The organism is Bacillus sp. FSL K6-2861 (genome assembly GCF_038630725.1).
Taxonomy (GTDB): domain Bacteria; phylum Bacillota; class Bacilli; order Bacillales; family Bacillaceae; genus Bacillus; species Bacillus velezensis.
This window is the reverse complement of sequence record NZ_CP152037.1, coordinates 3325499-3349783: the sequence shown is the minus strand read 5'-3', so window position 1 is coordinate 3349783 and position 24285 is coordinate 3325499. Positions and strand designations below refer to the sequence as shown.

Annotated in this window: 28 protein-coding genes; 22 read left to right on the top strand and 6 right to left on the bottom strand. The window is 47.3% G+C overall.

The window, feature by feature from the left end:
* Positions 1-52: 52 nt before the first annotated feature.
* From metN to sufB, 10 genes are all read left to right on the top strand, one after another.
* The gene (gene metN, locus NYE62_RS16685; RefSeq protein WP_003151850.1) at positions 53-1078 is read left to right on the top strand and encodes a methionine ABC transporter ATP-binding protein MetN; all 1026 of its coding nucleotides are present in this window, start codon (positions 53-55) and stop codon (positions 1076-1078) included.
* On the top strand, positions 1071-1739 hold the full coding sequence (locus NYE62_RS16680) for a methionine ABC transporter permease (RefSeq protein WP_003151851.1): 669 nt from the start codon (positions 1071-1073) through the stop codon (positions 1737-1739). Before metN ends, NYE62_RS16680 begins: the two co-directional genes overlap by 8 nt.
* Before the next feature lie 13 nt (positions 1740-1752).
* A complete protein-coding gene (metQ, locus tag NYE62_RS16675) occupies positions 1753-2568 on the top strand; it encodes a methionine ABC transporter substrate-binding lipoprotein MetQ (RefSeq protein WP_012118382.1) in 816 nt (271 codons plus the stop codon).
* A gap of 84 nt (positions 2569-2652) precedes the next feature.
* On the top strand, positions 2653-3039 hold the full coding sequence (locus tag NYE62_RS16670) for a carboxymuconolactone decarboxylase family protein (RefSeq protein WP_015387747.1): 387 nt from the start codon (positions 2653-2655) through the stop codon (positions 3037-3039).
* A 192-nt stretch (positions 3040-3231) separates the two neighbouring features.
* Positions 3232-3384 (top strand): hypothetical protein, encoded by a 153-nt coding sequence (locus NYE62_RS16665; RefSeq protein ID WP_003151857.1) that lies wholly within the window; start codon positions 3232-3234, stop codon positions 3382-3384.
* Positions 3385-3560: 176 nt separating this feature from the next.
* Positions 3561-4346: a Fe-S cluster assembly ATPase SufC gene (gene sufC / locus NYE62_RS16660; protein WP_003327022.1), complete on the top strand. Its 786-nt coding sequence runs from the start codon at positions 3561-3563 to the stop codon at positions 4344-4346.
* Positions 4347-4363: 17 nt separating this feature from the next.
* Positions 4364-5677, top strand: coding sequence for a Fe-S cluster assembly protein SufD (gene sufD / locus NYE62_RS16655; RefSeq protein WP_015240539.1), 1314 nt, complete (start codon positions 4364-4366; stop codon positions 5675-5677).
* On the top strand, positions 5677-6897 hold the full coding sequence (gene sufS / locus NYE62_RS16650) for a cysteine desulfurase SufS (RefSeq protein ID WP_007410089.1): 1221 nt from the start codon (positions 5677-5679) through the stop codon (positions 6895-6897). The genes sufD and sufS overlap by 1 nt, the downstream gene beginning before the upstream one ends.
* The gene (gene sufU, locus NYE62_RS16645; RefSeq protein WP_003151877.1) at positions 6887-7330 is read left to right on the top strand and encodes a Fe-S cluster assembly sulfur transfer protein SufU; all 444 of its coding nucleotides are present in this window, start codon (positions 6887-6889) and stop codon (positions 7328-7330) included. Before sufS ends, sufU begins: the two co-directional genes overlap by 11 nt.
* Positions 7331-7349: 19 nt before the next feature.
* On the top strand, positions 7350-8747 hold the full coding sequence (sufB, locus tag NYE62_RS16640) for a Fe-S cluster assembly protein SufB (RefSeq protein WP_007410090.1): 1398 nt from the start codon (positions 7350-7352) through the stop codon (positions 8745-8747).
* Positions 8748-8782: 35 nt separating this feature from the next.
* Here the strand turns inward: sufB and csn are convergent, their stop codons facing one another.
* Positions 8783-9619, bottom strand: coding sequence for a chitosanase (gene csn / locus NYE62_RS16635; RefSeq protein ID WP_342497067.1), 837 nt, complete (start codon positions 9617-9619; stop codon positions 8783-8785).
* A gap of 136 nt (positions 9620-9755) precedes the next feature.
* On the bottom strand, positions 9756-10217 hold the full coding sequence (locus NYE62_RS16630; protein WP_199022137.1) for a DUF2691 family protein: 462 nt from the start codon (positions 10215-10217) through the stop codon (positions 9756-9758).
* A gap of 73 nt (positions 10218-10290) precedes the next feature.
* On the opposite strand from NYE62_RS16630, the gene NYE62_RS16625 reads away from it, so the two are divergent.
* The 3 genes from NYE62_RS16625 (at position 10291) to NYE62_RS16615 (ending at position 12585) form a co-directional block, all read left to right on the top strand.
* The gene (locus NYE62_RS16625; RefSeq protein WP_199022136.1) at positions 10291-10992 is read left to right on the top strand and encodes a class I SAM-dependent methyltransferase; all 702 of its coding nucleotides are present in this window, start codon (positions 10291-10293) and stop codon (positions 10990-10992) included.
* A 37-nt stretch (positions 10993-11029) separates the two neighbouring features.
* Positions 11030-12145, top strand: coding sequence for an FAD-binding oxidoreductase (locus tag NYE62_RS16620; protein WP_199022135.1), 1116 nt, complete (start codon positions 11030-11032; stop codon positions 12143-12145).
* Positions 12146-12210: 65 nt separating this feature from the next.
* On the top strand, positions 12211-12585 hold the full coding sequence (locus NYE62_RS16615) for a nucleotide excision repair endonuclease (RefSeq protein WP_007410094.1): 375 nt from the start codon (positions 12211-12213) through the stop codon (positions 12583-12585).
* Positions 12586-12623: 38 nt separating this feature from the next.
* Here the strand turns inward: NYE62_RS16615 and NYE62_RS16610 are convergent, their stop codons facing one another.
* Positions 12624-12896, bottom strand: a complete 273-nt coding sequence (locus NYE62_RS16610; protein WP_007410095.1) for a DUF1648 domain-containing protein — start codon at positions 12894-12896, stop codon at positions 12624-12626.
* 124 nt (positions 12897-13020) lie between these two features.
* Here NYE62_RS16610 and NYE62_RS16605 point away from each other — a divergent pair, with 124 nt between their 5' ends.
* Genes NYE62_RS16605 through NYE62_RS16595 form a run of 3 tightly spaced genes read left to right on the top strand, consistent with a single transcriptional unit; the run spans position 13021 to position 15075 of the window.
* The gene (locus NYE62_RS16605) at positions 13021-13551 is read left to right on the top strand and encodes an SdpA family antimicrobial peptide system protein (RefSeq protein ID WP_040238904.1); all 531 of its coding nucleotides are present in this window, start codon (positions 13021-13023) and stop codon (positions 13549-13551) included.
* Positions 13548-14492: a sporulation-delaying protein SdpB family protein gene (locus NYE62_RS16600; protein WP_017418970.1), complete on the top strand. Its 945-nt coding sequence runs from the start codon at positions 13548-13550 to the stop codon at positions 14490-14492. Before NYE62_RS16605 ends, NYE62_RS16600 begins: the two co-directional genes overlap by 4 nt.
* The gene (locus tag NYE62_RS16595) at positions 14485-15075 is read left to right on the top strand and encodes a sporulation delaying protein family toxin (RefSeq protein ID WP_007410098.1); all 591 of its coding nucleotides are present in this window, start codon (positions 14485-14487) and stop codon (positions 15073-15075) included. The genes NYE62_RS16600 and NYE62_RS16595 overlap by 8 nt, the downstream gene beginning before the upstream one ends.
* A gap of 33 nt (positions 15076-15108) precedes the next feature.
* Here the strand turns inward: NYE62_RS16595 and NYE62_RS16590 are convergent, their stop codons facing one another.
* A complete protein-coding gene (locus NYE62_RS16590) occupies positions 15109-16035 on the bottom strand; it encodes a MerR family transcriptional regulator (RefSeq protein ID WP_039063594.1) in 927 nt (308 codons plus the stop codon).
* Between the two features lie 196 nt (positions 16036-16231).
* Between NYE62_RS16590 and NYE62_RS16585 the strand changes: the two genes are divergently transcribed.
* The 5 genes from NYE62_RS16585 (at position 16232) to NYE62_RS16565 (ending at position 21228) form a co-directional block, all read left to right on the top strand.
* Complete coding sequence (locus NYE62_RS16585; RefSeq protein WP_032867108.1) at positions 16232-17218, top strand: SIS domain-containing protein; 987 nt, start codon at positions 16232-16234, stop codon at positions 17216-17218.
* Positions 17219-17291: 73 nt separating this feature from the next.
* The gene (locus NYE62_RS16580) at positions 17292-18557 is read left to right on the top strand and encodes an extracellular solute-binding protein (protein WP_199022658.1); all 1266 of its coding nucleotides are present in this window, start codon (positions 17292-17294) and stop codon (positions 18555-18557) included.
* Between the two features lie 36 nt (positions 18558-18593).
* A complete protein-coding gene (locus tag NYE62_RS16575) occupies positions 18594-19472 on the top strand; it encodes a sugar ABC transporter permease (RefSeq protein WP_023357120.1) in 879 nt (292 codons plus the stop codon).
* Positions 19473-19475: 3 nt separating this feature from the next.
* On the top strand, positions 19476-20360 hold the full coding sequence (locus NYE62_RS16570; RefSeq protein WP_095284433.1) for a carbohydrate ABC transporter permease: 885 nt from the start codon (positions 19476-19478) through the stop codon (positions 20358-20360).
* Positions 20361-20373: 13 nt separating this feature from the next.
* Positions 20374-21228 (top strand): PfkB family carbohydrate kinase, encoded by an 855-nt coding sequence (locus tag NYE62_RS16565; protein WP_040238907.1) that lies wholly within the window; start codon positions 20374-20376, stop codon positions 21226-21228.
* Between the two features lie 24 nt (positions 21229-21252).
* Here the strand turns inward: NYE62_RS16565 and NYE62_RS16560 are convergent, their stop codons facing one another.
* Positions 21253-21981 (bottom strand): GntR family transcriptional regulator, encoded by a 729-nt coding sequence (locus NYE62_RS16560; protein ID WP_053574106.1) that lies wholly within the window; start codon positions 21979-21981, stop codon positions 21253-21255.
* 155 nt (positions 21982-22136) lie between these two features.
* Between NYE62_RS16560 and ugpC the strand changes: the two genes are divergently transcribed.
* On the top strand, positions 22137-23243 hold the full coding sequence (gene ugpC / locus NYE62_RS16555; RefSeq protein ID WP_327954749.1) for a sn-glycerol-3-phosphate ABC transporter ATP-binding protein UgpC: 1107 nt from the start codon (positions 22137-22139) through the stop codon (positions 23241-23243).
* Between the two features lie 49 nt (positions 23244-23292).
* Here the strand turns inward: ugpC and NYE62_RS16550 are convergent, their stop codons facing one another.
* Positions 23293-24162, bottom strand: coding sequence for an endonuclease (locus NYE62_RS16550; RefSeq protein WP_032876691.1), 870 nt, complete (start codon positions 24160-24162; stop codon positions 23293-23295).
* Positions 24163-24285: the final 123 nt, after the last annotated feature.

The window sequence follows — 24285 nt, the reverse complement described above, 5'->3', positions numbered from 1 at the left end:
TTGCGGAGAAACCCGGAAGATTTCTTAGAATAGTGTAAGGCGGGTGATTGCTTTGATCCATCTTCAAAATGTTTCAAAAATTTACAAAGCGAAGCATGGGGATGTCAATGCTGTCCAAGATGTCACTCTTGATATCAAAAAGGGCGAAATATTTGGAATTATAGGATATAGCGGAGCTGGTAAAAGTTCCTTAATCCGTCTCCTGAACGGCCTTGAAAAGCCGACGTCGGGAACCGTGGAAGTCGCGGGGACGGAATTAAATAAAGTAAGCAGCCGCGGACTGAGAAAAGCGCGCCAGGAAATCAGCATGATCTTCCAGCATTTTAACCTTCTGTGGTCGCGCACCGTCCGGGAGAACATTATGTTCCCGCTGGAAATCGCCGGCGTGAAAAAAAGCGAACGGGTCCGCCGCGCTGATGAATTGATTAAACTGGTCGGATTAGAGGGGAAAGAAAAATCTTATCCGTCGCAGCTGAGCGGCGGTCAAAAGCAGCGTGTCGGCATCGCCCGGGCGCTCGCCAATAATCCGAAAGTCCTTCTGTGCGATGAAGCGACATCAGCGCTCGATCCGCAGACGACCGATTCAATTTTGGATCTTTTATCCGATATAAATGACAGACTCGGCCTGACGATCGTGCTCATTACCCATGAAATGCACGTCATCCGAAAAATCTGCAACAGAGTCGCCGTCATGGAAAACGGGAAAGTCGTTGAAGAAGGCGAAGTACTCCAAGTTTTCAGAAACCCGCGCGAACCGATGACCAAGCGTTTCGTTCAGCAGGTGACAGAACCAGAGGAGACGAAAGAAACCATCCAGCATTTTCTGCAGGAAACAGCGACAGGAAAAACGATTCAGCTTTCATTTGTCGGGCAGGCAGCCGAGCAGCCCCTCATTACGGAAATGATCCGAAACTTTGATGTGGACGTCAATATTCTGCAGGGGAAAATTTCACAGACGAAGGACGGAGCCTACGGTTCTTTATTCATTCATATTGACGGTCAGGAAAAAGAAGTAGAAAACGTGATCCGGTTCATCAAAGACAAACAGGTAGAAGCAGAGGTGATCACAAATGTTTGAAAAATGGTTCCCGAACGTTGATATAACCGAGCTGTGGACGGCCACATACGAGACCCTTTATATGACGGTCATCGCTTTAGTTTTTTCATTTATCATCGGAGCGATTCTCGGTCTTCTGCTCTTTTTAACGGGCAAGGGAAGCTTATGGGAAAATAAAATCATTAACACCGTGATTGCGGCGGTCGTTAATATTTTCAGGTCTATTCCGTTTCTTATTTTAATTATTCTGCTTCTCGGCTTTACTAAGATTTTGGTCGGATCGATTTTAGGACCGAACGCCGCATTGCCGGCGCTGATTATCGGCTCCGCGCCGTTTTACGCCCGTCTTGCGGAAATTGCGCTGCGGGAAGTCGATAAAGGAGTCATCGAAGCTGCCAGATCAATGGGAGCAAAGACATCGACGATTATCTTCAAAGTGCTGATTCCTGAATCAATGCCTGCGTTAATTTCAGGCATCACCGTTACGGCCATCGCCCTGATCGGATCTACCGCCATTGCCGGCGCCATCGGTTCAGGCGGACTCGGAAACCTTGCATATGTAGAAGGCTACCAGTCCAATAATACGGATGTAACGTTTGTAGCGACAGTATTTATACTCATCATCGTCTTTATCATTCAGATTATCGGTGATGTAATTACAAATATAATAGACAAAAGATAAGGGAGGATTTACATTGAAAAAGATTGTATTAAGTGCGCTGCTGCTTGTGTTCGCGGGAGTTTTGGCCGCCTGCGGATCAAACGGCTCGAATAAAAAGGAAATCGTCGTCGCCGCGACAAAAACACCGCATGCTGAAATCTTAAAAGAAGCGGAACCGCTCTTGAAGGAAAAAGGCTACACATTAAAAGTAAAAGTGCTGAACGATTACAAAATGTACAACAAAGCGTTAGCTGATAATGAAGTGGATGCGAACTACTTCCAGCACGTTCCTTACCTTGAACAGGAAATGAAAGAAAATAAAGATTACAAACTCGTGAATGCCGGAGCCGTTCACCTTGAGCCATTCGGAATTTACACGAAAAAATACAAATCACTGAAAGACCTGCCTAAAGGCGCGACCATCATCATGACTAACAATGTCGCTGAACAAGGCCGTATGCTGGCGATGCTTGAAAAAGCCGGACTGATCACACTTGATCCGAAGGTAAAAACGATTGAAGCCACTACGAAAAACATTACGAAAAACCCGAAAAACCTGACATTCAAAAAAATCGCCCCTGAATTAACGGCGAAAGCATATAATGAAGAAGAAGGCGATGCAGTCTTCATTAACGTCAACTATGCGATTCAAAACAAACTGAATCCGTTAAAAGATGCGATTCAAGTGGAATCAACGAAAAACAACCCGTACGCAAACATCATCGCCGTACGCAAAGGTGACGAAAAATCAGAGAAAATCAAAGCGCTTATGGAAGTGCTTCACTCTAAGAAAATCAAAGACTTTATTGAGAAAAAATACGACGGAGCCGTGCTTCCCGTATCTGAATAAAACGAAAACCCCGGGTGAATCATCCGGGGTTTTTTTCGGGTATTAATCGGAGAACTGTCCATAATAAAAAGGAAGGTTAACTTATTGGAGGGAATGGCAGTGGCTCAATACCAGGATAACGGCAAAAGCGTGCATGACGCATTGAAACAATATAAAGAAGGTTTAGGCATATTCGAGCAAAAAATGCCGATGATGGGGCGGAAGTTTAATGAATTTACTGAACAGTGTTTCTCAGCGGATTCATTAACTGAAAAAGAGAAACAATTAATCGCTCTGGGCATCAGCATCAGCGCTCAAGATGAATTTTGCATGATTTATCATACGAAGGGCTGCCTTGACCAAGGGGCGACAGAAGAAAACATCCTTGAGGTCATCAGCGTCGCGGCGGCATTCGGGGGCGGCGCGGCTCTCAGTCAGGGAGTGACCCTCGTGCAGCAGTGCATTCAGGAATTCGGACATACGACGCATTAGAAAGAGCAATCGTGTGAATACCGTTTTTCAGATAAAGCGAGCGCCGGATTCCGGCACATTCGAAAGGATTCAGGGGCACACTCTCTTTGGCCGGAGCAGCGGATCATTGTTACAATAGAAACAAATAGATGAAGGGATTGATTCATTATCTGCACCAGCCACGAGAGACTGGACCTTGACTATACGCCTGAAATGGAAAAAGCGATGCAGAAGTCACACGGCATCGGCTACGAGGAATACGGACGGCGTCTTTCAAAAAGGATGGAAGTCGAACGGCAGAGGGAGCTTGAATATCAAAAAAGCAAGTTCCTCGCAGCGCAGCTTAATGAGAAAATCGGTCAGTAAAAAAGGGTGGATTTCCGCCCTTTTTCTGTTTCAAACAGCTTTAATTACGCCTTGATCTTTGATAAACTTTAGGAATGTTCCGGGTAATATAAAAAGTTGTATTTACTTTTCATTTGTTATAAAATTAGAATGAGAATAAATTGAGAATAATGATTATATATTTTGGAGGTATAGATATGGCTGCTTCAACATTAACGATCAAGGATCTTCACGTTGAAATCGAAGGAAAAGAGATCTTAAAAGGTGTAAACCTTGAAATAAAAGGCGGCGAATTCCACGCTGTCATGGGGCCGAACGGTACCGGTAAATCCACGCTCTCAGCAGCGATTATGGGACACCCGAAATACGAAGTTACAAAAGGCAGCATCACGCTTGACGGCAAGGATGTACTGGAAATGGAAGTGGACGAGCGCGCTCAGGCGGGTCTTTTCCTGGCGATGCAGTACCCAAGCGAAATCAGCGGTGTGACAAATGCCGATTTCCTTCGCTCTGCGATTAACGCACGCCGTGAAGAAGGCGATGAAATTTCTCTTATGAAATTCATCCGCAAAATGGACGAAAACATGGAGTTCCTTGAAATGGACCCTGAAATGGCGCAGCGTTACCTGAACGAAGGTTTCTCAGGCGGGGAGAAAAAACGCAACGAAATCCTTCAGCTTATGATGATCGAGCCGAAAATCGCCATTCTTGACGAGATCGATTCAGGTCTTGATATCGATGCGCTTAAAGTCGTTTCTAAAGGAATCAACAGAATGCGCAGCGAAAACTTCGGCTGCTTAATGATCACTCACTACCAGCGCCTTCTGAACTACATTACGCCTGATGTCGTTCACGTTATGATGCAGGGACGCGTAGTGAAATCCGGCGGCGCGGAGCTTGCACAGCGCCTTGAAGCGGAAGGTTATGACTGGATTAAACAAGAACTAGGCATTGAAGACGAAACTGTAGGCCAAGAAGCGTAAGCGTTAGGGGGATAATCATGACATTGGAAACGAAACTATCCGTAGATCAGGAATATGTCAAAGGCTTTTCCGAAAAGCATCAAGAACCTGCCTGGCTGAAAAACCTGCGCTTACAGGCTCTTGAAAAAGCTGACGATCTGCCGCTGCCTAAGCCTGATAAAACAAAAATCACAAATTGGAACTTTACAAAGTTCAACAAGCATACAGTAGAAAATGCGCCGCTTGCTTCTTTAGAAGATTTAGCTGATGAAGCAAAAGCGCTGATCGATATCGAAAACGAAGACAAAACGTTATACGTGCAGCGTGACCAAACGCCCGCTTTCCTTTCTCTTTCCAAAGAACTGAAAGACAAAGGCGTCATCTTTACGGACATCTTAACGGCTGCCCGTGAGCACAGCGACCTCGTTGAGAAGTATTTCATGAAAGACGGCGTTAAGGTCGACGAACATAAACTGACTGCGCTTCATGCAGCATTAATGAACGGCGGGGCATTCCTTTATGTTCCTAAAAACGTTCAGGTGGAGACGCCTGTTCAGGCCGTTTACGTTCATGAAAGCAATGACACGGCATTGTTCAACCACGTGCTGATCGTCGCTGAAGACCACAGCTCCGTCACTTACGTTGAGAACTATATCAGCACGGTGAATCCGAAAGAAGCTGTATTCAACATTATCAGTGAAGTGGTCACAGGTGATAATGCCAGCGTGACGTACGGCGCTGTTGACAACCTGTCAGCAGGCGTCACAACATACGTCAACCGCCGCGGAGCCGCGCGCGGACGCGACAGCAGAATCGAGTGGGCGCTCGGACTGATGAACGACGGCGACACGATTTCTGAAAACACGACAAACCTCTACGGAGACGGCACATACGGCGATACGAAAACCGTAGTTGTCGGAAGAGGAGAACAGACGGAAAACTTTACGACGCAGATCATCCACTTCGGTAAGGCTTCTGAAGGCTATATCCTGAAGCACGGAGTCATGAAAGATGCCGCATCTTCCATTTTTAACGGAATCGGCAAAATCGAGCACGGCGCGTCTAAAGCAAACGCTGAACAGGAATCCCGCGTTCTGATGCTGAGTGAAAAAGCACGCGGAGATGCAAACCCGATTCTTTTAATTGATGAAGACGATGTAACTGCAGGACATGCGGCATCTGTCGGCCGTGTGGACCCGATCCAGCTTTACTACTTAATGAGCCGCGGAATTCCGAAAGAAGAAGCGGAGCGCTTAGTCATTTACGGATTCCTTGCTCCGGTGGTAAAAGAGCTTCCGATTGAAGGAGTTAAGAAACAGCTCGTCTCCGTCATCGAAAGGAAAGTAAAATAATGAATATCACCGATATTCGTGAACAGTTCCCGATCCTTCATCAGCAAGTGAACGGACATGACCTCGTGTACCTTGACAGCGCGGCGACTTCCCAGAAGCCGCGTGCTGTCATTGAAGCAGTGGATCAGTATTACAGCAAATACAATTCCAATGTCCACAGAGGCGTTCATACTCTTGGCACGAGAGCGACAGACGGCTATGAAGGTGCGCGTGAAAAAGTCCGTAAGTTTATCAATGCGAAATCAATGGCTGAGGTCATTTTCACAAAAGGCACGACAACTTCACTGAATATGGTGGCGCTGAGCTATGCCCGCGCCAGCTTAAAACCCGGTGATGAAGTGGTCATCACCCAAATGGAGCATCATGCGAATATCATTCCGTGGCAGCAGGCTGTAAAAGCAACCGGCGCGACTTTAAAGTATATCCCGATGCAGGAAGACGGCACGCTTTCGTTAGACGACGTCCGGCAGACTGTCACAAGCCATACGAAGATCGTGGCAGTCGCTCATGTGTCAAACGTGCTCGGCACGATCAACCCGATTAAAGAGATCGCCAAAATCGCTCATGACAATGGCGCAGTCATCGTGGTAGACGGGGCGCAAAGCACACCGCACATGAAAATCGACGTTCAGGACTTGGATTGCGACTTCTTCGCCCTTTCTTCCCATAAAATGTGCGGCCCGACGGGAATCGGTGTGCTGTACGGCAAGAAAGAACTGCTTGAGAATATGGAGCCGGCCGAATTTGGCGGCGAGATGATCGACTTTGTAGGGCTTTATGAATCAACTTGGAAAGAGCTTCCGTGGAAATTTGAAGCAGGCACGCCGATTATCGCAGGCGCGATCGGATTGGGAGCCGCGATTGATTTTCTTGAAGAGATCGGACTCGACGAGATTTCCCGGCATGAGCATAAGCTTGCAGCCTATGCGCTTGACCGTTTCGAGCAGCTAGACGGCGTGACGGTATACGGTCCGAAAGAGCGGGCGGGACTTGTGACATTTAATCTTGATGAGGTTCACCCTCATGATGTCGCGACTGTCCTCGATGCTGAGGGCATTGCGGTCAGAGCCGGACATCATTGCGCCCAGCCGCTCATGAAATGGCTGGATGTATCTGCTACTGCGAGAGCGAGTTTTTATCTGTATAATACAGAGGAAGAGATCGATAAGCTCGCGGAAGCCCTCCAAAAGACAAAGGAGTACTTTACAAATGTCTTTTAATGCAAATTTAGATACATTATACAGACAAGTGATCATGGATCATTACAAAAATCCGCGCAACAAAGGGGTTTTGGATGACAGCATCGTCGTCGATATGAACAACCCGACTTGCGGCGACCGGATCAGACTGACAATGAAGCTTGACGGCGATACCGTTCAGGAAGCGAAGTTTGAAGGGGAAGGCTGTTCTATCTCCATGGCTTCAGCTTCCATGATGACGCAGGCGATTAAAGGAAAAGATATTGATACCGCCCTTTCCATGTCTAAGATTTTCTCAGACATGATGCAAGGGAAAGAGTATGACGACTCGATAGATCTCGGGGATATTGAAGCTCTTCAAGGCGTTTCGAAATTCCCGGCCCGGATTAAATGTGCCACCCTTTCATGGAAAGCACTTGAAAAAGGAGTCGCTGGCGAAAAAGGCGGCAATTAAAAGATTGGAGTGAAAATGGATGGCTAAAAAAATGCCTGAAATTGGTGAATACAAGTACGGTTTTCACGATAAGGACGTTTCCATTTTCCGTTCAGAGCGCGGATTGACAAAAGAAATCGTAGAAGAAATTTCACGCATGAAAGAAGAGCCTCAATGGATGCTTGATTTCCGCCTGAAATCTCTTGAGCATTTCTACAACATGCCGATGCCGCAGTGGGGCGGGGATTTAAACTCTTTAAACTTTGACGAAATTACGTATTACGTAAAGCCGTCTGAGCGTTCAGAGCGTTCTTGGGATGAAGTGCCTGAGGAAATTAAACAGACATTCGACAAACTCGGTATTCCTGAAGCTGAGCAAAAATACCTTGCCGGTGTTTCTGCACAGTACGAATCCGAAGTTGTTTACCACAATATGAAAGAAGATCTTGAAGAGCAAGGCATCGTCTTCAAAGACACAGACAGCGCGCTGAAAGAAAATGAAGACATTTTCCGCGAGCACTGGGCGAAAGTCATTCCGCCGACTGATAACAAGTTTGCGGCGCTGAACTCAGCTGTTTGGTCCGGCGGATCTTTCATCTACGTGCCTAAAGGCGTGAAGGTTGAAACACCGCTTCAAGCTTACTTCCGCATCAACTCTGAAAACATGGGTCAGTTCGAACGTACGCTGATCATCGTTGACGAAGAAGCAAGCGTTCATTACGTAGAGGGCTGTACGGCTCCTGTGTACACAACAAACTCGCTTCACAGCGCGGTTGTTGAAATCATCGTCAAAAAAGGCGGCTACTGCCGTTATACAACAATTCAAAACTGGGCGAACAACGTTTACAACCTAGTAACGAAACGTACGGTTTGTGAAGAAAACGCGACGATGGAATGGGTTGACGGAAACATCGGTTCTAAATTGACGATGAAATATCCGGCTGTCATTCTGAAAGGTGAAGGCGCGCGCGGCATGACGCTTTCTATCGCTCTTGCGGGTAAAGGACAGCATCAGGACGCAGGCGCGAAAATGATTCACCTTGCACCGAATACGTCATCCACAATCGTATCAAAATCGATTTCCAAACAGGGCGGAAAAGTAACATACCGCGGTATCGTCCACTTCGGACGAAAAGCGGACGGCGCCCGTTCAAACATCGAGTGTGATACGCTCATTATGGATAACAAATCGACTTCTGATACAATCCCTTACAATGAAATCCTGAACGACAACATTTCATTGGAGCACGAAGCGAAAGTATCAAAAGTTTCTGAAGAACAGCTTTTCTACTTGATGAGCCGCGGTATTTCTGAAGAAGAAGCAACAGAAATGATCGTTATGGGCTTCATCGAACCATTCACAAAAGAACTTCCGATGGAATACGCAGTTGAAATGAACCGTTTGATTAAGTTCGAAATGGAAGGCTCCATCGGTTAATAGTAAAACCCCGCCATATGGCGGGGTTTTTTTGTTTATTGAATAGTGAAATTACCGTATTCGCTTGACCGGACATGAATCGGCCCGTTTAAATTGTAGTTCTTCTCTTTGACAACATCGCGAAAAACGTCGACACGGGCAACCGATTCTCTCCATTCATCCTGGGTGTCCTCATCTGACGGATTCATCAGATCGTCATAGCGCACATCCAAGAATTTATTGAGCCATTTCTTCTCGTCAATTCCGTCTTTCGGTGACCCGCCCATTTTTTTGTTCGTGCGTTTAATCAGGGCATAAAAGGAGTCCGGATCATCGCCGTCGCCATGCTGAATCACCGTATCGTACATCACTGCTTTTGCCAAGGCCGTTTTCAGTCCGGCATTTTCTGAACGTTTCATCGCCGGCTGATAATACAAGCTGTCATTTACCTTATCTTGGGCAGCGCGGAAGGCTTTATCATTGCCAAGTGAGCGCCAGGCAGAAGCGAATCCTTTCAAATTGCTGATATCATCGCTTTCGTCCTTCGCAAGACGCCGCAATTCAGGCAAATACTTTTTCAATTTGTTATTCGGCACCGCTTTCGTGTATACTTCGACTACTTCCAGCGCATCTCCGGTAGCCGTCGTAAAGCCGGCCCGCCCGCAAGTGTAACCTCTTCCGTCATCCAACGCTTCAACATATCCGTATTGGATTTCCGTCTTTCCGTTTTCAAAGATGCTGGTCAGCTGTTCTGCCCGGCGCTTCTGATCCTTATTCAGCCCGGCCGCAAAAACCGTACCGCTCATCATCAGGGTAAAAAACATGGTGAAAATAAGTGACGAAACCGCCGTCTTCTTCCAAAAATCTGCTTTTTTCTTTAAGCTGATTTTCATTGCCATACCCCTTTCATATGTAAGTTACGCACTCAGTATACATGAGGGGGTTGTTTTTTTGTTGAAAACACACGAATTTGTCAATATTTTGAATCCTAAGCCCTATCAGGTGCTTCATAAAAAGAACGCACCTTCATCAGACAGACAATCCCGTTCTCGCGTCATTCTCATCTGTAACATAGTCAACGCGGTGAAACCCGCATTGTACAGCCTGCTGATAAAGGGCTTCGAGCATATCCGGATCTTTGCAATATAACGTTACATACGAGCAATCTGCAATGAGAAGCACAAGCTCACAGGAACTCTCCAAATACTCCTCGTACGTATTGATTTCCGTTACCTTCCCGCCCGGGAAAGCTTTCAATTCAGCAAAAATCATATAATAAGGGTTTCCTTCCAGACGCTGACGGAGTTCTTGACCCTGAATGATGCGCTGATTTTGCGGAAACAGGTCTGTATCGGTGTCTTCTTTGAATTCAGTATACGCCTCTCCATCACCGATAAACCACGTATAGGAAGAGATGGGGAACGGTTGTAATATATCTGCCGCAAACCGTCCGAATTGATTTGGGATGTTAAATGTAATGCCGCGTTTCACATGGTCGTATCTCCTTTCGGCTTTTGAATATTATGGTATAATAGTTGGATAAATATTGAAAGGACTTGACAGTATGACAACACGATACGGAATTGATGCGCCTTATGGAGCGTTTGGATTTATCTTTCTTGCGCTCCTTTATGCTGCAGCCACGTTATGCGGTATGATTCCTCCTTACTGGGGCTGGCTGACGGGCACCTTGTTTTTATTGCTCGGTCTTTGGATGCTCTTGTATTCAACGGCCATTAAACTTTTACACCGCCATCGCATTCTTGCGCTTTCCGGTTTAAAGCCGGACATGAAGGTGCTTGATATTGGAACGGGACGGGGGCTGTTAGCGATCGCCGCGGCTCAAAAAGGCGCTGACGTCTCAGCGATTGACAAATGGTCAAGCTGGGATCTGGGCGGAAACGGGAGAGACGCATTCGAAAAGAACAGACGGGCAGAAGGAGCGCCGAAAATTGATTTGTATGACGGGCTCGCGCAAGCCATGCCGTTTCCTGATAAAACGTTTGACCTTGTCATTTCGCATTTTACCGTACACAACATTTCAGGCAGAAAAGAGAGGGAACGGGCGATTGCGGAAATGGTGAGGGTGCTGAAGCCTGGCGGCACATTGGCCGTGTCAGATATAAAAAATACATCACAATACAGAGCAATTCTTGAGGAAAACGGCTTTCACACAAGAACGTATTCCTTTTATTATACGTTTCCGTTTTCAAAACTCATCATTGCTGTCAGGACTCCGGTAGGAACCGGGCGCTCCATTTGTTAAAATAAATAAGACAAAACAGATAGAAAAGGTGTTACACATGAAGTCTTATATAATTATCGGAGCCGGCATTCTCGGTGCGTCCGCGGCTTATCATCTCGCAAAGGCCGGGGCGGATGTAACGGTCATTGACTGGAAGCACCCGGGGCAGGCGACTGACGCCGCGGCGGGGATCGTCTGCCCGTGGCTGTCACAGCGCCGCAATCAGGCATGGTATGCGATCGCAAAAGGCGGAGCCCGCTATTATAACCAATTGATACAGCAGCTTGAAGCGGACGGAGAAACAGAAACCGGTTATCAAAAGGTCGGTGCCGTCAGCCTCCATACGGATGAAAAAAAGCTCAGCCAAATGGAGGAAAGAGCTTATAAAAGAAGAGAGGACGCCCCTGAAATCGGTGACATTACAAGACTGACTCCGGAAGAAACGAAGGCGCTGTTCCCCGCGCTGTCGGAGGAATACGGGGCGGTTCATGTCAGCGGCGCGGCCCGGGTGAACGGGAGGGCGCTTCGTAAGGCGCTGTTAAACGCGGCCGTTAAGCACGGCGCGATTGTTTACAATGAAGAAGCGTCAATATTGACAGAGGACGGTGCCGTCATCGGTGTGAAAACCGCAGAACGCACGCTTACTGCCGACCAGGTTCTCGTAACGGCCGGCGCTTGGGCGGGAGAGCTGCTTGAGCCGCTCGGCATCCGTTTTTCAGTATCATACCAAAAGGCGCAGATCGTTCATTTAGAGCTTCAGGGAGAGGATACGGGCGGCTGGCCCGTCGTCATGCCTCCAAACGATCAATACATTCTCGCCTTTGACAGCGGCAGAATCATAGCGGGCGCGACTCATGAAAACGATACCGGCATGGATTTGCGGGTGACGGCCGGCGGTCTCCGCGAGATTTTTGACAAAGCATTAACCGTGGCGCCGGGGCTTTCAGACAGTACTGTAATAGAGACAAGAGTCGGTTTCAGGCCGTTTACTCCCGGTTTTCTTCCCGTCATCGGCAAAGTGCCGAATATCAGCGGACTCCTCGTTGCCAACGGGCTGGGCGCCTCAGGACTGACGAGCGGGCCGTATCTGGGGGCTGAACTGGCGAAACTCGCGCTCGGGCAGCAGACGGAAATTGATGTAAGCCTTTATGATCCGGCCGGGGCGCTTGAATAAAAAATAGCTTTTGGCGCATTCTTATGATAGGATGGAGCTTTAATGAATAAGAGGACGTGACCCATTTGATAAAAATAAACCTTCCTGCTCCTGATGTAACCATTACGGAACGGCAGCAGTCACCGTCGGAGAATGAACCGGCGATTAAAGCGATTTACGGTTTCATTGATTTTCACCAAATTCCGAGAGACAAAGGCGGCATCTTTATGTTTTATAACATTCATGATGAGCTGCTGTTTGTCGGGAAAGCCCGTAAATTAAGACAAAGAATCAAAAAGCATTTTGAAGACAATGTGTCGCCTGTTAAACATCACAGGGACGAAGTGTATAAAATTGAAGTATGTGTCGTAAATGATCCGATGGAAAGGGAGATTTACGAAACGTACGCGATCAATACCCTTCAGTCGAAATACAACATTGAGAAAGTATTTTATAAATAAGAAAAACCGGAGCTTAAGGGCTCCGGTTTTCTTTATGTTTACAGTGCCAGCCACATCACGGCAATATGCACGATCAGCAGACAGTAAACGACGAGGAATAGCTGGACGACCTTTTTTCTGAATAACATGCAGATCATCATGAGCACGGGAAAAATCAGGACGCCGGCCGTTTTATTGATTGATGTATTCGGACGGTTCGACACGTCATAGTGAATGGCCATATCAGCAGGAAGAAACGGATAAAACACAATCGACAGAATAAAGGCGAGAACCACCGCTCCCCACAGCACTTTATCATTCATCAAAAACATATGAACACTCCCTTTTTTACATATAATAGTATATTAGTCCGAAAAATCTAATTTATCAATATTTTACCTGTTGATTGGTGTATAATCATGTCAATGAAATTTCCATACGCTAGGAGGGTTTCAATTGACTGACAAGAAGCAAACCAGCATGTTTTCATTCTTTCTTTTTATCATGGCCGCCTGGATCATCGTTTTGTTTTTTACCGTCATCGCGGCACTGCCAAGCTCCGCCATCCAATTAACCAAGCATCAATCCAAAACCGTTTCCATGATTTATCCGCAAAGCTGGGGATTTTTCAGTAAAGATCCGAGAGAAGACAGCTTGAACATCTATCTTCTTGATGCCGATGAGGAGCTCAGATGGCCGAATAATTCTCTGAAAAATGTCATCGGCTTAAACCGCTACGGCCGGACGCAAGGGATAGAGCTCGGCCTTATGCTGGAAAAGCTGCCTTCCAAAGAGAAGTGGAACGACTTCACGACTGGCCAAGACATTAAGGATACCACATTTTTGAAAATGAAAAATGAGTCTCCCTCCCCAAGGCTGAAAGGGAAAATGATCATTACATATGAACGCATTACCCCATGGGCATGGAGCCAGCATACCGAAACGAAAAGAACCATCAAAAAATACATCGGAGTGGATGTCAATTGATTCAGGATGCAAAAAAGCAGCTCACCTTATGGATGATGAAGAATCCGCCTTGGACAAATGTGTACGGGCTTGCCAGAAGCTTAATCGCGCTCGGCACGCTGCTGACATTGCTGTTTAATCCGGCGTCTGTCTTCTTCAAAACGCAAAATCAAATGCTCAGTTTTTCCGACACGTTCAGCCTGTTTCTGCTGTTTCCCGATTTCCGTTACATTGAGATCGTCAAAGCCGTTTGTATCTGTATGTTAATCCTTGTCGTCATTGGCTGGCGGCCGCGAATCACCGGTTTTTTTCACTGGTGGATTTCGTACAGCTTCCAAAACTCCGCCGTTACCCTTGACGGAGGAGATCAGGTGGCTGCCGTTTTTACACTGCTGCTGCTCCCGCTGACATTAACCGATCCGCGGAAATGGCACTGGTCTCCGTACGAGGCGTCTTTTGAGAAAAGACCGCTTGAGCCTTATTACCGCTCCTTATGCTGGGCGACACTGACAATCATCAGAATACAGGTCGCGATGCTGTACTTTAACTCTGTCATTGCCAAACTGATGGAAGAAGAATGGCAGAACGGAACCGCCGTTTATTACTATTTGAACGATCCGATGCTGGGTCTGCCGGATGCGCTTCACGGTCTGTTTGACTTTATCCTGCAGTCCAAGCTTGTCATCATCCCGACGTGGGGCACGCTCATTGTGCAAACCATTATGTTCTGCGCTTTGTTCGCTCCGAAAACATATTGGCGTCTGATATTGTTTATCTCCATTTTTATGCACGAAATCTTTGCCGTTATGCTGGGGCTTACCTCGTTTTCCATTACGGTGGCTGGTATTTTGGTCCTGTTTTTGGTGCCGGCAGAGAAAACAGTAGCTTTGAACCATTACAATCCCCTTTTTATCAGATACAATTTTTTCAATAAAAGGAAAAGGAGGAAATTATATGGTTAAAAGCAAGAAGTCCGCAGCTGCCATGATGCTGGTGTTTGTTTTAATGGTCGCATTAGTCGGCCCGCATGCCGCGGCGAAAACTGAGCCGTCGGTCTCTTATTCGGGTGAAGACATTTTTTCCGGCATCTTTTTCGGACAAGGTGAGGTCGCAAAGCTCCTTCCTGAAGTATGGGATACCAAGGCTGTCAAAAAGATTGATCAGGATGAATTAAAGCAAGTTTCCGATCAGGTGATCGCTGATATTAAAAAGTCATCGCCGGATTATTTTAAAGAGTTGAAAGCGGCGGTCTACAGCGGCGATTATGAGAAAGTGAACAGCGTCATTGATCAAGGTTCGCAGATTATGGCGAAAGTGCTGAAAGAAGAGTTTGACAAAAAGAGCATGGACAAAGGAAAATCAACGGCCATCGGCCAATGCGCAACGGCTGTATGGGTATTTTTAAACGCGGCGGCCGCCATTGAGACGATCGCTCTTGCGGTAGCGGCCATCATTTTGACAGTAGCAAGCGTTGACGAAGATTCCGACTTAGGAAAAGAGCAGCTCATCGCTAATGTCGTTGACCGCATTAACGCGCAGCACTGAGGCTGAAGAAAGAAAACGCTAAGGAAACGAACCTTAGCGTTTTTTTGATTGAAGCATCTGTTTTAAATATGCTTCTGAATCAAAGCCGAGTTCCTCGTCGGCTTCTTTTTTCAGTTCAAGCTGAAGTCGCACGTACGTGTCATATTTCGGGCTGAGCTTTTGAAGAAGATTGCTGAAAGGCGATCCCGCCTTCAGCGCGGGCAGATCAGAAGCGGATTCTCCGACCTTGATCAGGCTTTCCCTGTATTCTTCATCTGTCTGCACTCTTTTCACAAGCTGAATGATGATGTTTTTATGAGTGTCCCAAGTGGCGGGGTCTCTCTCCAAAATCCGCTCGATAAATTGGTCATGCTGTACTTTGTGCTGCTGGAGCTGAGCCGGATCCTCCTTGCCGACCAGCTGCATCATCGGGTGTGCAGCCGGAACTTCTTCCATATCATCCAATACTTTAATAAGCTCCGCCCATATCGTTTTTTTCTCATCTGTATCAATAGAAAAGTCGAGGAACGGTTCAAACAGCGCGGCGATAAATTCTCCGAAATCTCCCGGGAACAGTTTTTTCAGCTGAAGTCCCATATACTTCGGTTCATCTATTTTGACCTCGCCGATATCATGCAGAATTGAATCGACATTTTCCGCATCTTCCACGCGCTTGATCAGCATTTCAGTCAGTTTCCGTTCCTGCTCAAGCTCTTCAATCTGCCGGCTGAGCTTTTGATGCTGCCGGCGCAGTATATCATGCAGACTGCTGCCCTCTAAGAGGAACGCTTTAATATCGCTTACAGACAGTGCCAGCATTCGGAGGGCGGCAATCATTTTCAGCGTATTCACGTTCTGAGCGGAATACTCACGGTATCCGTTATCAGGGTTTTTGCTGACGGTGATTAAACCTTCCTGCTCATAATATTTGATGGCTTTTTTCGTGAGACCCGTCTGTCTGGCGGCTTCTTTTATATTCATTCTGAATCACTCCCTGTTTTTCATTCTAAACGTGTCTCTAAGGGTCAGGTCAAGAGAGGGCGGGAAATAAGACGGGTTTATTTTATATTTTAGAAATTTCAGAAAATATGATTGACAACGCACCTTTGTTGCGATTAATATAACGTTATATAATGTTATATAACGTTATATAATAAAACACTGAGGAGTGAAGGATTTGAGTCAAACTGCCGCACAAGTGAATCACAAAGTTCAGGCTTTCTTGGATGATCTGAAAGGAAAAACGATTGACCACGTCTTTTTCGTCGCTTGCGGGGGTTCTTCAGCCATTATGTATCCGAGCAAGTACGTGTTTGACAGAGAGGCGAAAGCCATCAGCTCTGATCTCTACAGTTCAAATGAATTTATTCAGCGCAATCCCGTTCAGCTCGGGGAGAACTCTCTCGTGATTTTATGTTCTCAGTCAGGCAATACGCCGGAAACGGTGAAAGCCGCCGGTTTCGCCAGAAAAAAAGGCGCGCTTACGATTGCGATGACCTTTGAGCCTGATTCGCCGCTAGCGAAAGAAGCCGAATATGTCGCGGTGTATGACTGGGGTGAGAATGCACAGGCGATAAATACGAATTACGGGGTTCTGTATCAAATCGTGTTCGGCGCTTTACACGTGCTGGAAAACCATCCCGCGTTTGAGCCGGCGATCGACGGACTCAATAAGCTCCAGACCGTATATGACAAAGCGCTTAAACAAGAAGCGGATCACGCAAAGGCATTCGCGAAAGCCCACGAAAAAGAAGATATCATTTACACGATGGCAAGCGGTGCGAACTACGGCGTCGCTTACTCCTACAGCATCTGCATTCTCATGGAAATGCAATGGATTCATTCCCACGCCATTCATGCCGGAGAATATTTTCACGGACCGTTCGAAATCATTGATGAATCCGTTCCATTTATTATCCTGCTCGGCTTAGACGAAACAAGACCCCTTGAAGAGCGGGCGCTTTCCTTCTCAAAAAGATACGGCAAAAAACTGACTGTGCTTGATGCGGCAGCATATGATTTTTCCGGAATTGACGATTCTGTAAAAGGCTATCTGGCTCCTCTCGTATTAAACCGGGTGCTCAGAAGCTATGCGGATGCGCTGGCGGAAGCAAGGAACCATCCGTTAAGCCAGCGGCGTTACATGTGGAAAGTCGAATATTAAGAACGCGCATTATATTTCACCGGACTATAATGATATATAACGTTATAGTCCGGTGACAAAGGAGGAAAAGCATCTGAAAAAGCTCATCTGCCTGTTCGTTCTGTTAGCCGTATGTCTGTCAGCCGCCGCCTGTTCAAGCCAAAGCAGTTCCTCTGACGGAAAAGTGACCTTGAAGTTTTTTCACAGGTGGCCGAAGGAGCCGGAAAAAAGCTATTTCGAAGAAGCGGTCAAAGAATTTGAAGCTGCTCATCCGGATATTCATATCCAAACGGAAGCGGTCTTAAACGATTCTTATAAAGACAAGGTGAAAGTCATGCTCGGAACAACGAGCCCCCCTGATATTTTCTTTTCATGGAGCGACCGGTTTGCTTATAAATTCATCAAAGGAGATAAAGCCCTCGATCTGTCGTCTTACTATCAGCAGGATAAAGATTGGTCCTCACAGCTTGTGCAGTCACAAATCAAACCCTTTACGCATGACGGAAAACAGTACGGTGTTCCGTGGCAAATGGACGCTAAATCATTCTTTTATAATAAGGACATTTTTCATACATTACATTTGAAGCCCCCGGCGACATGGGATGAACTGATCACAGTCTCTGAGAAATTGAAAGAGAACGGATATATTCCGATCAGTTTCGGCACAAAAGCGCCTTGGACGATTTCTCATTATATCGGGACGCTGAACCAGCGTATGGTGGATGAAAAAACGCGGGCGAAGGATTACAGCCCGGAAACCGGGGAGTTTATGGACGAAGGCTATGTCAAAGCGCTTGAAAAGCTTCAGGAACTTCTGCCGTACTTTACAAAGCACGTGAACTCCGTTGATCACGAATACGTGCGCCAGCAGTTTACGAGCGGCAAAGCGGCGATGATTTATGCGGAAACGGCAGAAATTAAGCTCGTCGAACCGGTCAATCTGGGCTTGTTTCCTTTCCCGAAACTCAGCGGCGAAAAGGGATCTCCCCGTGCACTGACCGGATCTCCGGAAGGATTTATGATTTCCTCAAAAACGAAGCACCCGAAAGAAGCCATGGAATTTCTACAGTTTTTAACCTCGAAAAAAATGGGAGAGAAGCTGATAAAAGACGTCGGTAAATACAGCGCGGTTCAAGGAACGGCGACAGAAAACAATTCCGCCCCGATCCAGCGTGAAGCCGTGCAGGATATCGTCCGCGCCGAATCAATGGTGCCGTGGTTTGATATGGATGTTGACGTTGAAATCGCCGATGTGTATGCGGCAGGCGTTCAGCAGATGCTCGGCGGCACAATGACACCGCGCGAGGTGATGAATTCCGTGCAGAAAGCGGCGCGTCAGGTCAAAGCGTCATCTGAATAGAACAGATTTCTTTGGAGAAAGGAGATGAGGATTTCCTTGGTCAGCCGAAAACGTTTCATTCCGTATCTGTTTCTCGCGCCCGCGCTGATTTTTCTGCTGTTCGTTTACATTCCGATTATTGAGAATGTGTTTTTCAGTCTGTTTGAATGGAGCTCATTTCAACCCGAAAAGACGTTTATCGGTTTGAAAAATTATATTGACCTGTTTCACGATCCCGTATTTTTTACAGCGCTCCGCAACAATGTGCTGTATGCGGTCATATCGCTGATTTGCCAGGTTGGCGGCGGCTTAATTCTGGCGGCCGTGCTGGAAGACAGATTGGTAAGAAAATGGTCGCCGTTTTTCCGCACGGTCTTTTTTCTTCCGGTCGTCATTTCCATGACCGTCATTGCGCTGTTGTTTGATTTTATTTATAACCCGGAAATCGGGCTTTTGAATCAGCTGCTGGAAGCCGTCGGACTTGATGAACTGACCCGGGCGTGGCTGGGCGATGAAAACACCGCTATGCTGTCTGTCATTTTTGTGTCTCAATGGCAGTCTGTCGGTTACATCGCCATGCTGTACATTGTCTCGATTCAGAGCATTCCTGCTGAATTATATGAATCGGCGCAGCTGGACGGAGCCGGAAAAATCCAGCAGTTTTTTCACATTACGGTGCCGCAGACGAAAGAAATGTCGTTTGTTGCTGTGGTGATGACGCTGACCGGCGCATTTACCGTATTTAATGAACCGTATATTCTGACCGGCGGAGGGCCGGGCAATGCTTCAGAAGTGCTGAGCACATTTTTGTATAAGAGCGCTTTTACAAAGGATATGATGGGCTACGCTTCTGCGATCGCGACGGTGGTGCTTTTGCTGACGCTTGCTCTGTCGCTTATTCAGATGAAATTCTTTAAGACCGGAAAGGAGGAGTAGCCGATGCTTCCTGAAAAGACGGACTTGCGTCATGCCCGTCAGGCCGTCAGAACAGGCGGAAAACCGAGAAAATGGTATGTCGGGGAAACGTCTGTGTGGCTGTTTCTCATTATCTACCTCATTGCCGTTGCTTATCCGCTGTTATGGATGGCGGTCAGCGCCTTTAAAAGCTCGGATGAGATTTTTGAGCACAGCTGGTCGCTGCCCTCTGTCTGGCATCCCGAAAACTTCGTATCCGCATGGAATCAAGGGATTTCCGCTTATTTTATGAACAGCGTCATTGTGACCGTGCTGACTTGTCTCATCACCGTATTTGTGAGCGCCTGGGCGGCATACGGGCTTGCCCGTTTTCAATTTAAAGGAAAAGGGTTTGTGCTGATCATTTGTCTTGGCGGCTTGATGCTGACGCCGCAGGTCAGTCTTGTGCCGCTGTACTCCATTATCCAGTCATTGGGACTGTACAATACGTATTGGGCATTGATTCTTCCGTACGCCGCCTACCGTATTCCGTTTACCGTGATTTTGATCCGTTCCTATTTTTTGTCGATTTCCAAAGAGCTTGAGGAAGCTGCCTATCTGGATGGATGTACAAGTTTCGGAATATTTTTCAGAATATTCTTACCTATGAGCGTGCCGATTCTGGTGACATCAGGCATTTTGACGGCTTACCATACATGGAATGAGTTTATGTTTGCGATTATTTTTATCGATGATGAAAATTTACGGACGATTCCGGCCGGGCTGATGCAGTTCAGAGATGCGCTGCAGACGGATTGGGGCGTGCTGCTGGCCGGGCTGACGATTTCTGCTGCTCCGATCATCGCGCTGTTTCTATTGATGCAGAGATATTTTATCCGCGGCATTGCTGCGGGAAGCGTAAAAGGATAAGGAGGATGAAAAGATGAAACTGATAGCGGCCGGAGATAATGTAGTAGATTATTATCAGGATCAGGAGACGTTTTATCCGGGCGGAAATGCGTTAAACGTAGCCGTGCTTGCCCGGCGCTTAGGCCACGAAACTTCTTATATCGGGATTCTCGGCAGTGATGAAGCGGCGGATCACGTATTGAATGTGCTGAAACTGGAAAAGGTGAATGCCGATCTGATCCGCCGGGCATACGGAGAAAACGGGATGGCGGTCGTCACGCTTGATGAAAGAGGGGACAGGATATTTGCCGGGTCAAATAAAGGCGGCGTGCAATCGCGTCTGACGCTCGCTTTTCAGGAGAATGACATCTCATTTATCGCCGGACATGATCTGCTGCATACGAGCGTATACAGCAGGATAGAACGTGACCTTCCGATGCTGAGCGGCCATGTGCCGATTTCCTTTGACTTCTCTGTAAAACGTGACGAAGCCTATTTAGAAGCGGTCTGTCCGTACGTGACGTATGCGTTTTTTTCCGGGAGTGATTTGAGTGAAAGTGAATGTATGCGGCTTGCCGAAAAAGCCCGCGGTTTCGGAGCGAAAATCGTCTGTCTGACAAGGGGAGAACATGGCGCGGTGTTATCGGATGGGGAACGCGTCTATCATCAGCCGGTGGTAAGAGCTGATATAATAGATACATTAGGCGCGGGTGATTCTTTTATCGCCGGGTTTCTTACCGATTTCTTCGAGCATCAGGATATTCGGCGAGCGCTTACTGCGGCCGCCGGGACGGCTGCCAAAACATGCGGAGGGTTCGGAGCGTTCGGTTACGGGCATCCCTACAGGCCGGGCGGCGGGAAAAGCAGTGAAAAAACGAGAATACGATAAGCATTGTCTCGTTTTTTATACTTGTTACGCATAGGGACTGTTAATGGTAAACGTAACGCGGTCGGTATGCATTAAAAACAGCGAGCTGTATATCGGCTTGTCTTTTGACATAAATGCGGTTTTGTCAATTTCAAAAAGTGCATCCCCGATATCACAAGCCAGATAGCGGCTTTCTTCCTGCTTGGCGTATACGACATTTAACAGCTTCGTATTATGGGTGGGCACCACTTGATAGTGCTGTTTCAAAATGTCATGCATCGACACACCTCCTTTAATATGCTTGCCGATGTCGGGAAATAAACTGAGCGGATAGTGGGCGATTTCGAATGAGAGCGGCTGGTCGTCGTGAAATAAAATGCGTTTTAATTCAAGAACGGGACTTTCGGAAGCGACGCGAAGTTTTTGGGCGATGGATTTAGGCGCTTCAATGATTTCATGGGAAAGGATCTGATGTTTCGGTTTTTTCCCCGTTGATTCCATAAATTCAGAGTAGCCGTTGACCGCGATGAGCTCCCGCTTCAGTTTAGGGCTTTTAACGAACGTTCCCTTTCCCTGCTGCCGGACGAGCCAGCCTTCTTCCACAAGATCAAGGATGGCCTTCCTGACCGTTATGCGGCTGACGTTGTACGTTTCGCACAGCTCATTTTCGGTCGGCAGTTTTACGGACGGCGAATAAACGCCCTTCTTGATATCGTCCGCGATAATTTGTTTCAGCTGAATATATAAAGGTTTCGAGCTCCCGTTATTTAACAATGGGACGGACCTCCTTTGTCAAGTAGTAGTACTATTATATGTATTATGACGTTATAATACAAATTTGCTTTTCATTTATGAATCTGTCAGAAACCCCGAACATTTTTAACATAACAGAAAGATGTGGCGGTTTCCAGTATTGGAGGAGGTTTCGAATGGCATCATTAACATTTGACCATATCAAAAAAACATACGGCGCCCAATCGGCGGCAGTGAAGGATTTTCACTTAGATGTAAAAGATGAGGAGCTGCTGGTGCTAGTCGGTCCCTCCGGCTGCGGCAAATCTACGACACTCAGAATGATTGCCGGACTGGAGAGCATTTCTGAGGGGAAGCTTTATATCGACGGAGACGCGGTGAACGATCTGCCCCCGAAGGATCGCGATATCGCGATGGTTTTTCAGAATTACGCGCTGTATCCCCACATGACGGTGTTTGACAATATGGCGTTCGGTTTGAAACTCAGAAAGCTGCCGAAAAAAGAAATCGCAGAGCGAGTCCGGACAACCGCCGATATTTTGGAAATCGGGCATCTGCTCAAGCGGAAACCGAAGGCTCTCTCAGGCGGGCAACGGCAGCGGGTTGCGCTCGGCCGGTCGATCGTGCGGGAGCCGAAAGTGTTTCTGATGGACGAGCCGCTTTCCAACTTAGATGCGAAATTGCGAGTGACGATGCGCGCCGAAATCAGCAAGCTCCATCAGCGTTTGAAAGCGACCATCGTTTATGTGACGCATGATCAGACGGAAGCGATGACAATGGGCGACCGGATTGTCGTGATGAATGAAGGAGATATTCAGCAGGCCGCAAGCCCCCATGAGATTTATCATTATCCGGCGAATATGTTTGTGGCGGGTTTTATCGGTTCTCCGAGTATGAATTTTATAAAAGGCGTCATTGAAGAAAGTCACGGGCAATGGTATTTTGCCGGTTCGTCCGTTCGTCTGCCCATTCCGAAAGAAAAAGCGGCTGTTCTTGTGCAGAAAGGATACAGCGGTAAGGAGATGATTGCGGGGCTGCGTCCGGAGCATTTGACGCTTGCCGGACAATCAGAGCACCCGCCTGAAGCGGTGTGCCGCGCTGTGGCGGAAGTATGTGAAAACTTAGGCGCGGAGATGTACGTTCATGCGGTGAGCGGAGATGACCGCATGACGATCCGTCTTGACGGCGCTTCACAGGTGAAACCCGGCGATGCCATTCTGCTTGCGGTCAATATGAACCGGGCCGTCTTTTTTGATGCCGACACTGAAAACGCCGTATATTGAAAAAGGGAGCTTGATGATCGGGGCTCCCTTATCACTTCTTATGATACGATTACCAGATTTCATCCGCCCATTCCGGATGGTCGATAAACGGATTGCGGTTATGCTGATAGTCTTCGTAAATGATTTCGTTCCGCCGTTTTTCCTTACTGTCGACGGGGTCTTGTTGATTCCATTTGAGCAAAACGGACAGTTTTCCCATGTAAGGAGCTGAGCCGTTTCCGGTTTTATCATTCAGCTCAAGGTCGGGATACCCGTCTTCTCCTTCATAACGCACCGCCATGTAAAACAGCATGCGGGCGACGTCTCCTTTAACCTCATCGCGCGGCTCCCAGGAATCACCGTCGTAATAATTACCCGGCGCTTTCGGGTATTCTGAGCCGCCGTTATCAAAATCCATGTTTCCTCTGGCACTATTCACCTGGACGTCTGCAGGGCGCAGATGATGAATGTCCGTCCCGGGGCCTGCAGCTGTTCCGAAGTTACCGTGTGACTTTGCCCACACATGTTCGCGGTTCCAGTCCCCGACGCTGCCGCCGTTTTTACTTTTGGCCCGTGATTCCTGGGTGTAGAGCAAGATGACATTGTTCGGGTTTGCCGGATCTTCGTCAGTTTCCTTCAATGCATTCCATACTTGGCTGTAAGACAGCTTTGTATGTCCGCTGATGATGCGGTGCAGGGCGCTCTTTAAGGCCGTTCCGCTTTTTCCGGAAGCTTCTTTGTAATATGTGTCCGTATCCGCAGACGGAGTGATGACAGCTGAGGCAGTTTGCGGAAAAAGAGTTGTGCCGCCGGCAGTTGAAACCGCCATCCGGCTGTACAGATTCGTGTCAGCCGGCGCGCCCGCAGAGGCTGACGGCGCGGCCCATCCAAAAATGAAAAACAGGCAGACAATCGGCAGAAACCAAAGTTTTTTTGTCATGACTTGCCCTCCTTTACCTCTATTATCCAAAAAATAAATCTAATATTCTATCTTTTTTGAAAAATGGTTCCTTCGGCTTATTGGTCAAAGTATCCGGAAAATCATTGATTTTTTAGAGGATAT

Bases quoted from the DNA above. Each gene is read 5' to 3' on its own strand.
- NYE62_RS16680 (WP_003151851.1), top strand. From the start codon at position 1,071: ATGTTTGAAAAATGGTTCCCGAACGTTGATATAACCGAGCTGTGGACG.
- NYE62_RS16665 (WP_003151857.1), top strand. From the start codon at position 3,232: ATGGAAAAAGCGATGCAGAAGTCACACGGCATCGGCTACGAGGAATAC.
- sufC (WP_003327022.1), top strand. From the start codon at position 3,561: ATGGCTGCTTCAACATTAACGATCAAGGATCTTCACGTTGAAATCGAA.
- sufD (WP_015240539.1), top strand. From the start codon at position 4,364: ATGACATTGGAAACGAAACTATCCGTAGATCAGGAATATGTCAAAGGC.
- sufS (WP_007410089.1), top strand. From the start codon at position 5,677: ATGAATATCACCGATATTCGTGAACAGTTCCCGATCCTTCATCAGCAA.
- sufU (WP_003151877.1), top strand. From the start codon at position 6,887: ATGTCTTTTAATGCAAATTTAGATACATTATACAGACAAGTGATCATG.
- sufB (WP_007410090.1), top strand. From the start codon at position 7,350: ATGGCTAAAAAAATGCCTGAAATTGGTGAATACAAGTACGGTTTTCAC.
- csn (WP_342497067.1), bottom strand. From the start codon at position 9,619: ATGAAAATCAGCTTAAAGAAAAAAGCAGATTTTTGGAAGAAGACGGCG.
- NYE62_RS16625 (WP_199022136.1), top strand. From the start codon at position 10,291: ATGACAACACGATACGGAATTGATGCGCCTTATGGAGCGTTTGGATTT.
- NYE62_RS16620 (WP_199022135.1), top strand. From the start codon at position 11,030: ATGAAGTCTTATATAATTATCGGAGCCGGCATTCTCGGTGCGTCCGCG.
- NYE62_RS16610 (WP_007410095.1), bottom strand. From the start codon at position 12,896: ATGTTTTTGATGAATGATAAAGTGCTGTGGGGAGCGGTGGTTCTCGCC.
- NYE62_RS16595 (WP_007410098.1), top strand. From the start codon at position 14,485: ATGGTTAAAAGCAAGAAGTCCGCAGCTGCCATGATGCTGGTGTTTGTT.
- NYE62_RS16590 (WP_039063594.1), bottom strand. From the start codon at position 16,035: ATGAATATAAAAGAAGCCGCCAGACAGACGGGTCTCACGAAAAAAGCC.
- NYE62_RS16570 (WP_095284433.1), top strand. From the start codon at position 19,476: ATGCTTCCTGAAAAGACGGACTTGCGTCATGCCCGTCAGGCCGTCAGA.
- NYE62_RS16565 (WP_040238907.1), top strand. From the start codon at position 20,374: ATGAAACTGATAGCGGCCGGAGATAATGTAGTAGATTATTATCAGGAT.
- ugpC (WP_327954749.1), top strand. From the start codon at position 22,137: ATGGCATCATTAACATTTGACCATATCAAAAAAACATACGGCGCCCAA.
- NYE62_RS16550 (WP_032876691.1), bottom strand. From the start codon at position 24,162: ATGACAAAAAAACTTTGGTTTCTGCCGATTGTCTGCCTGTTTTTCATT.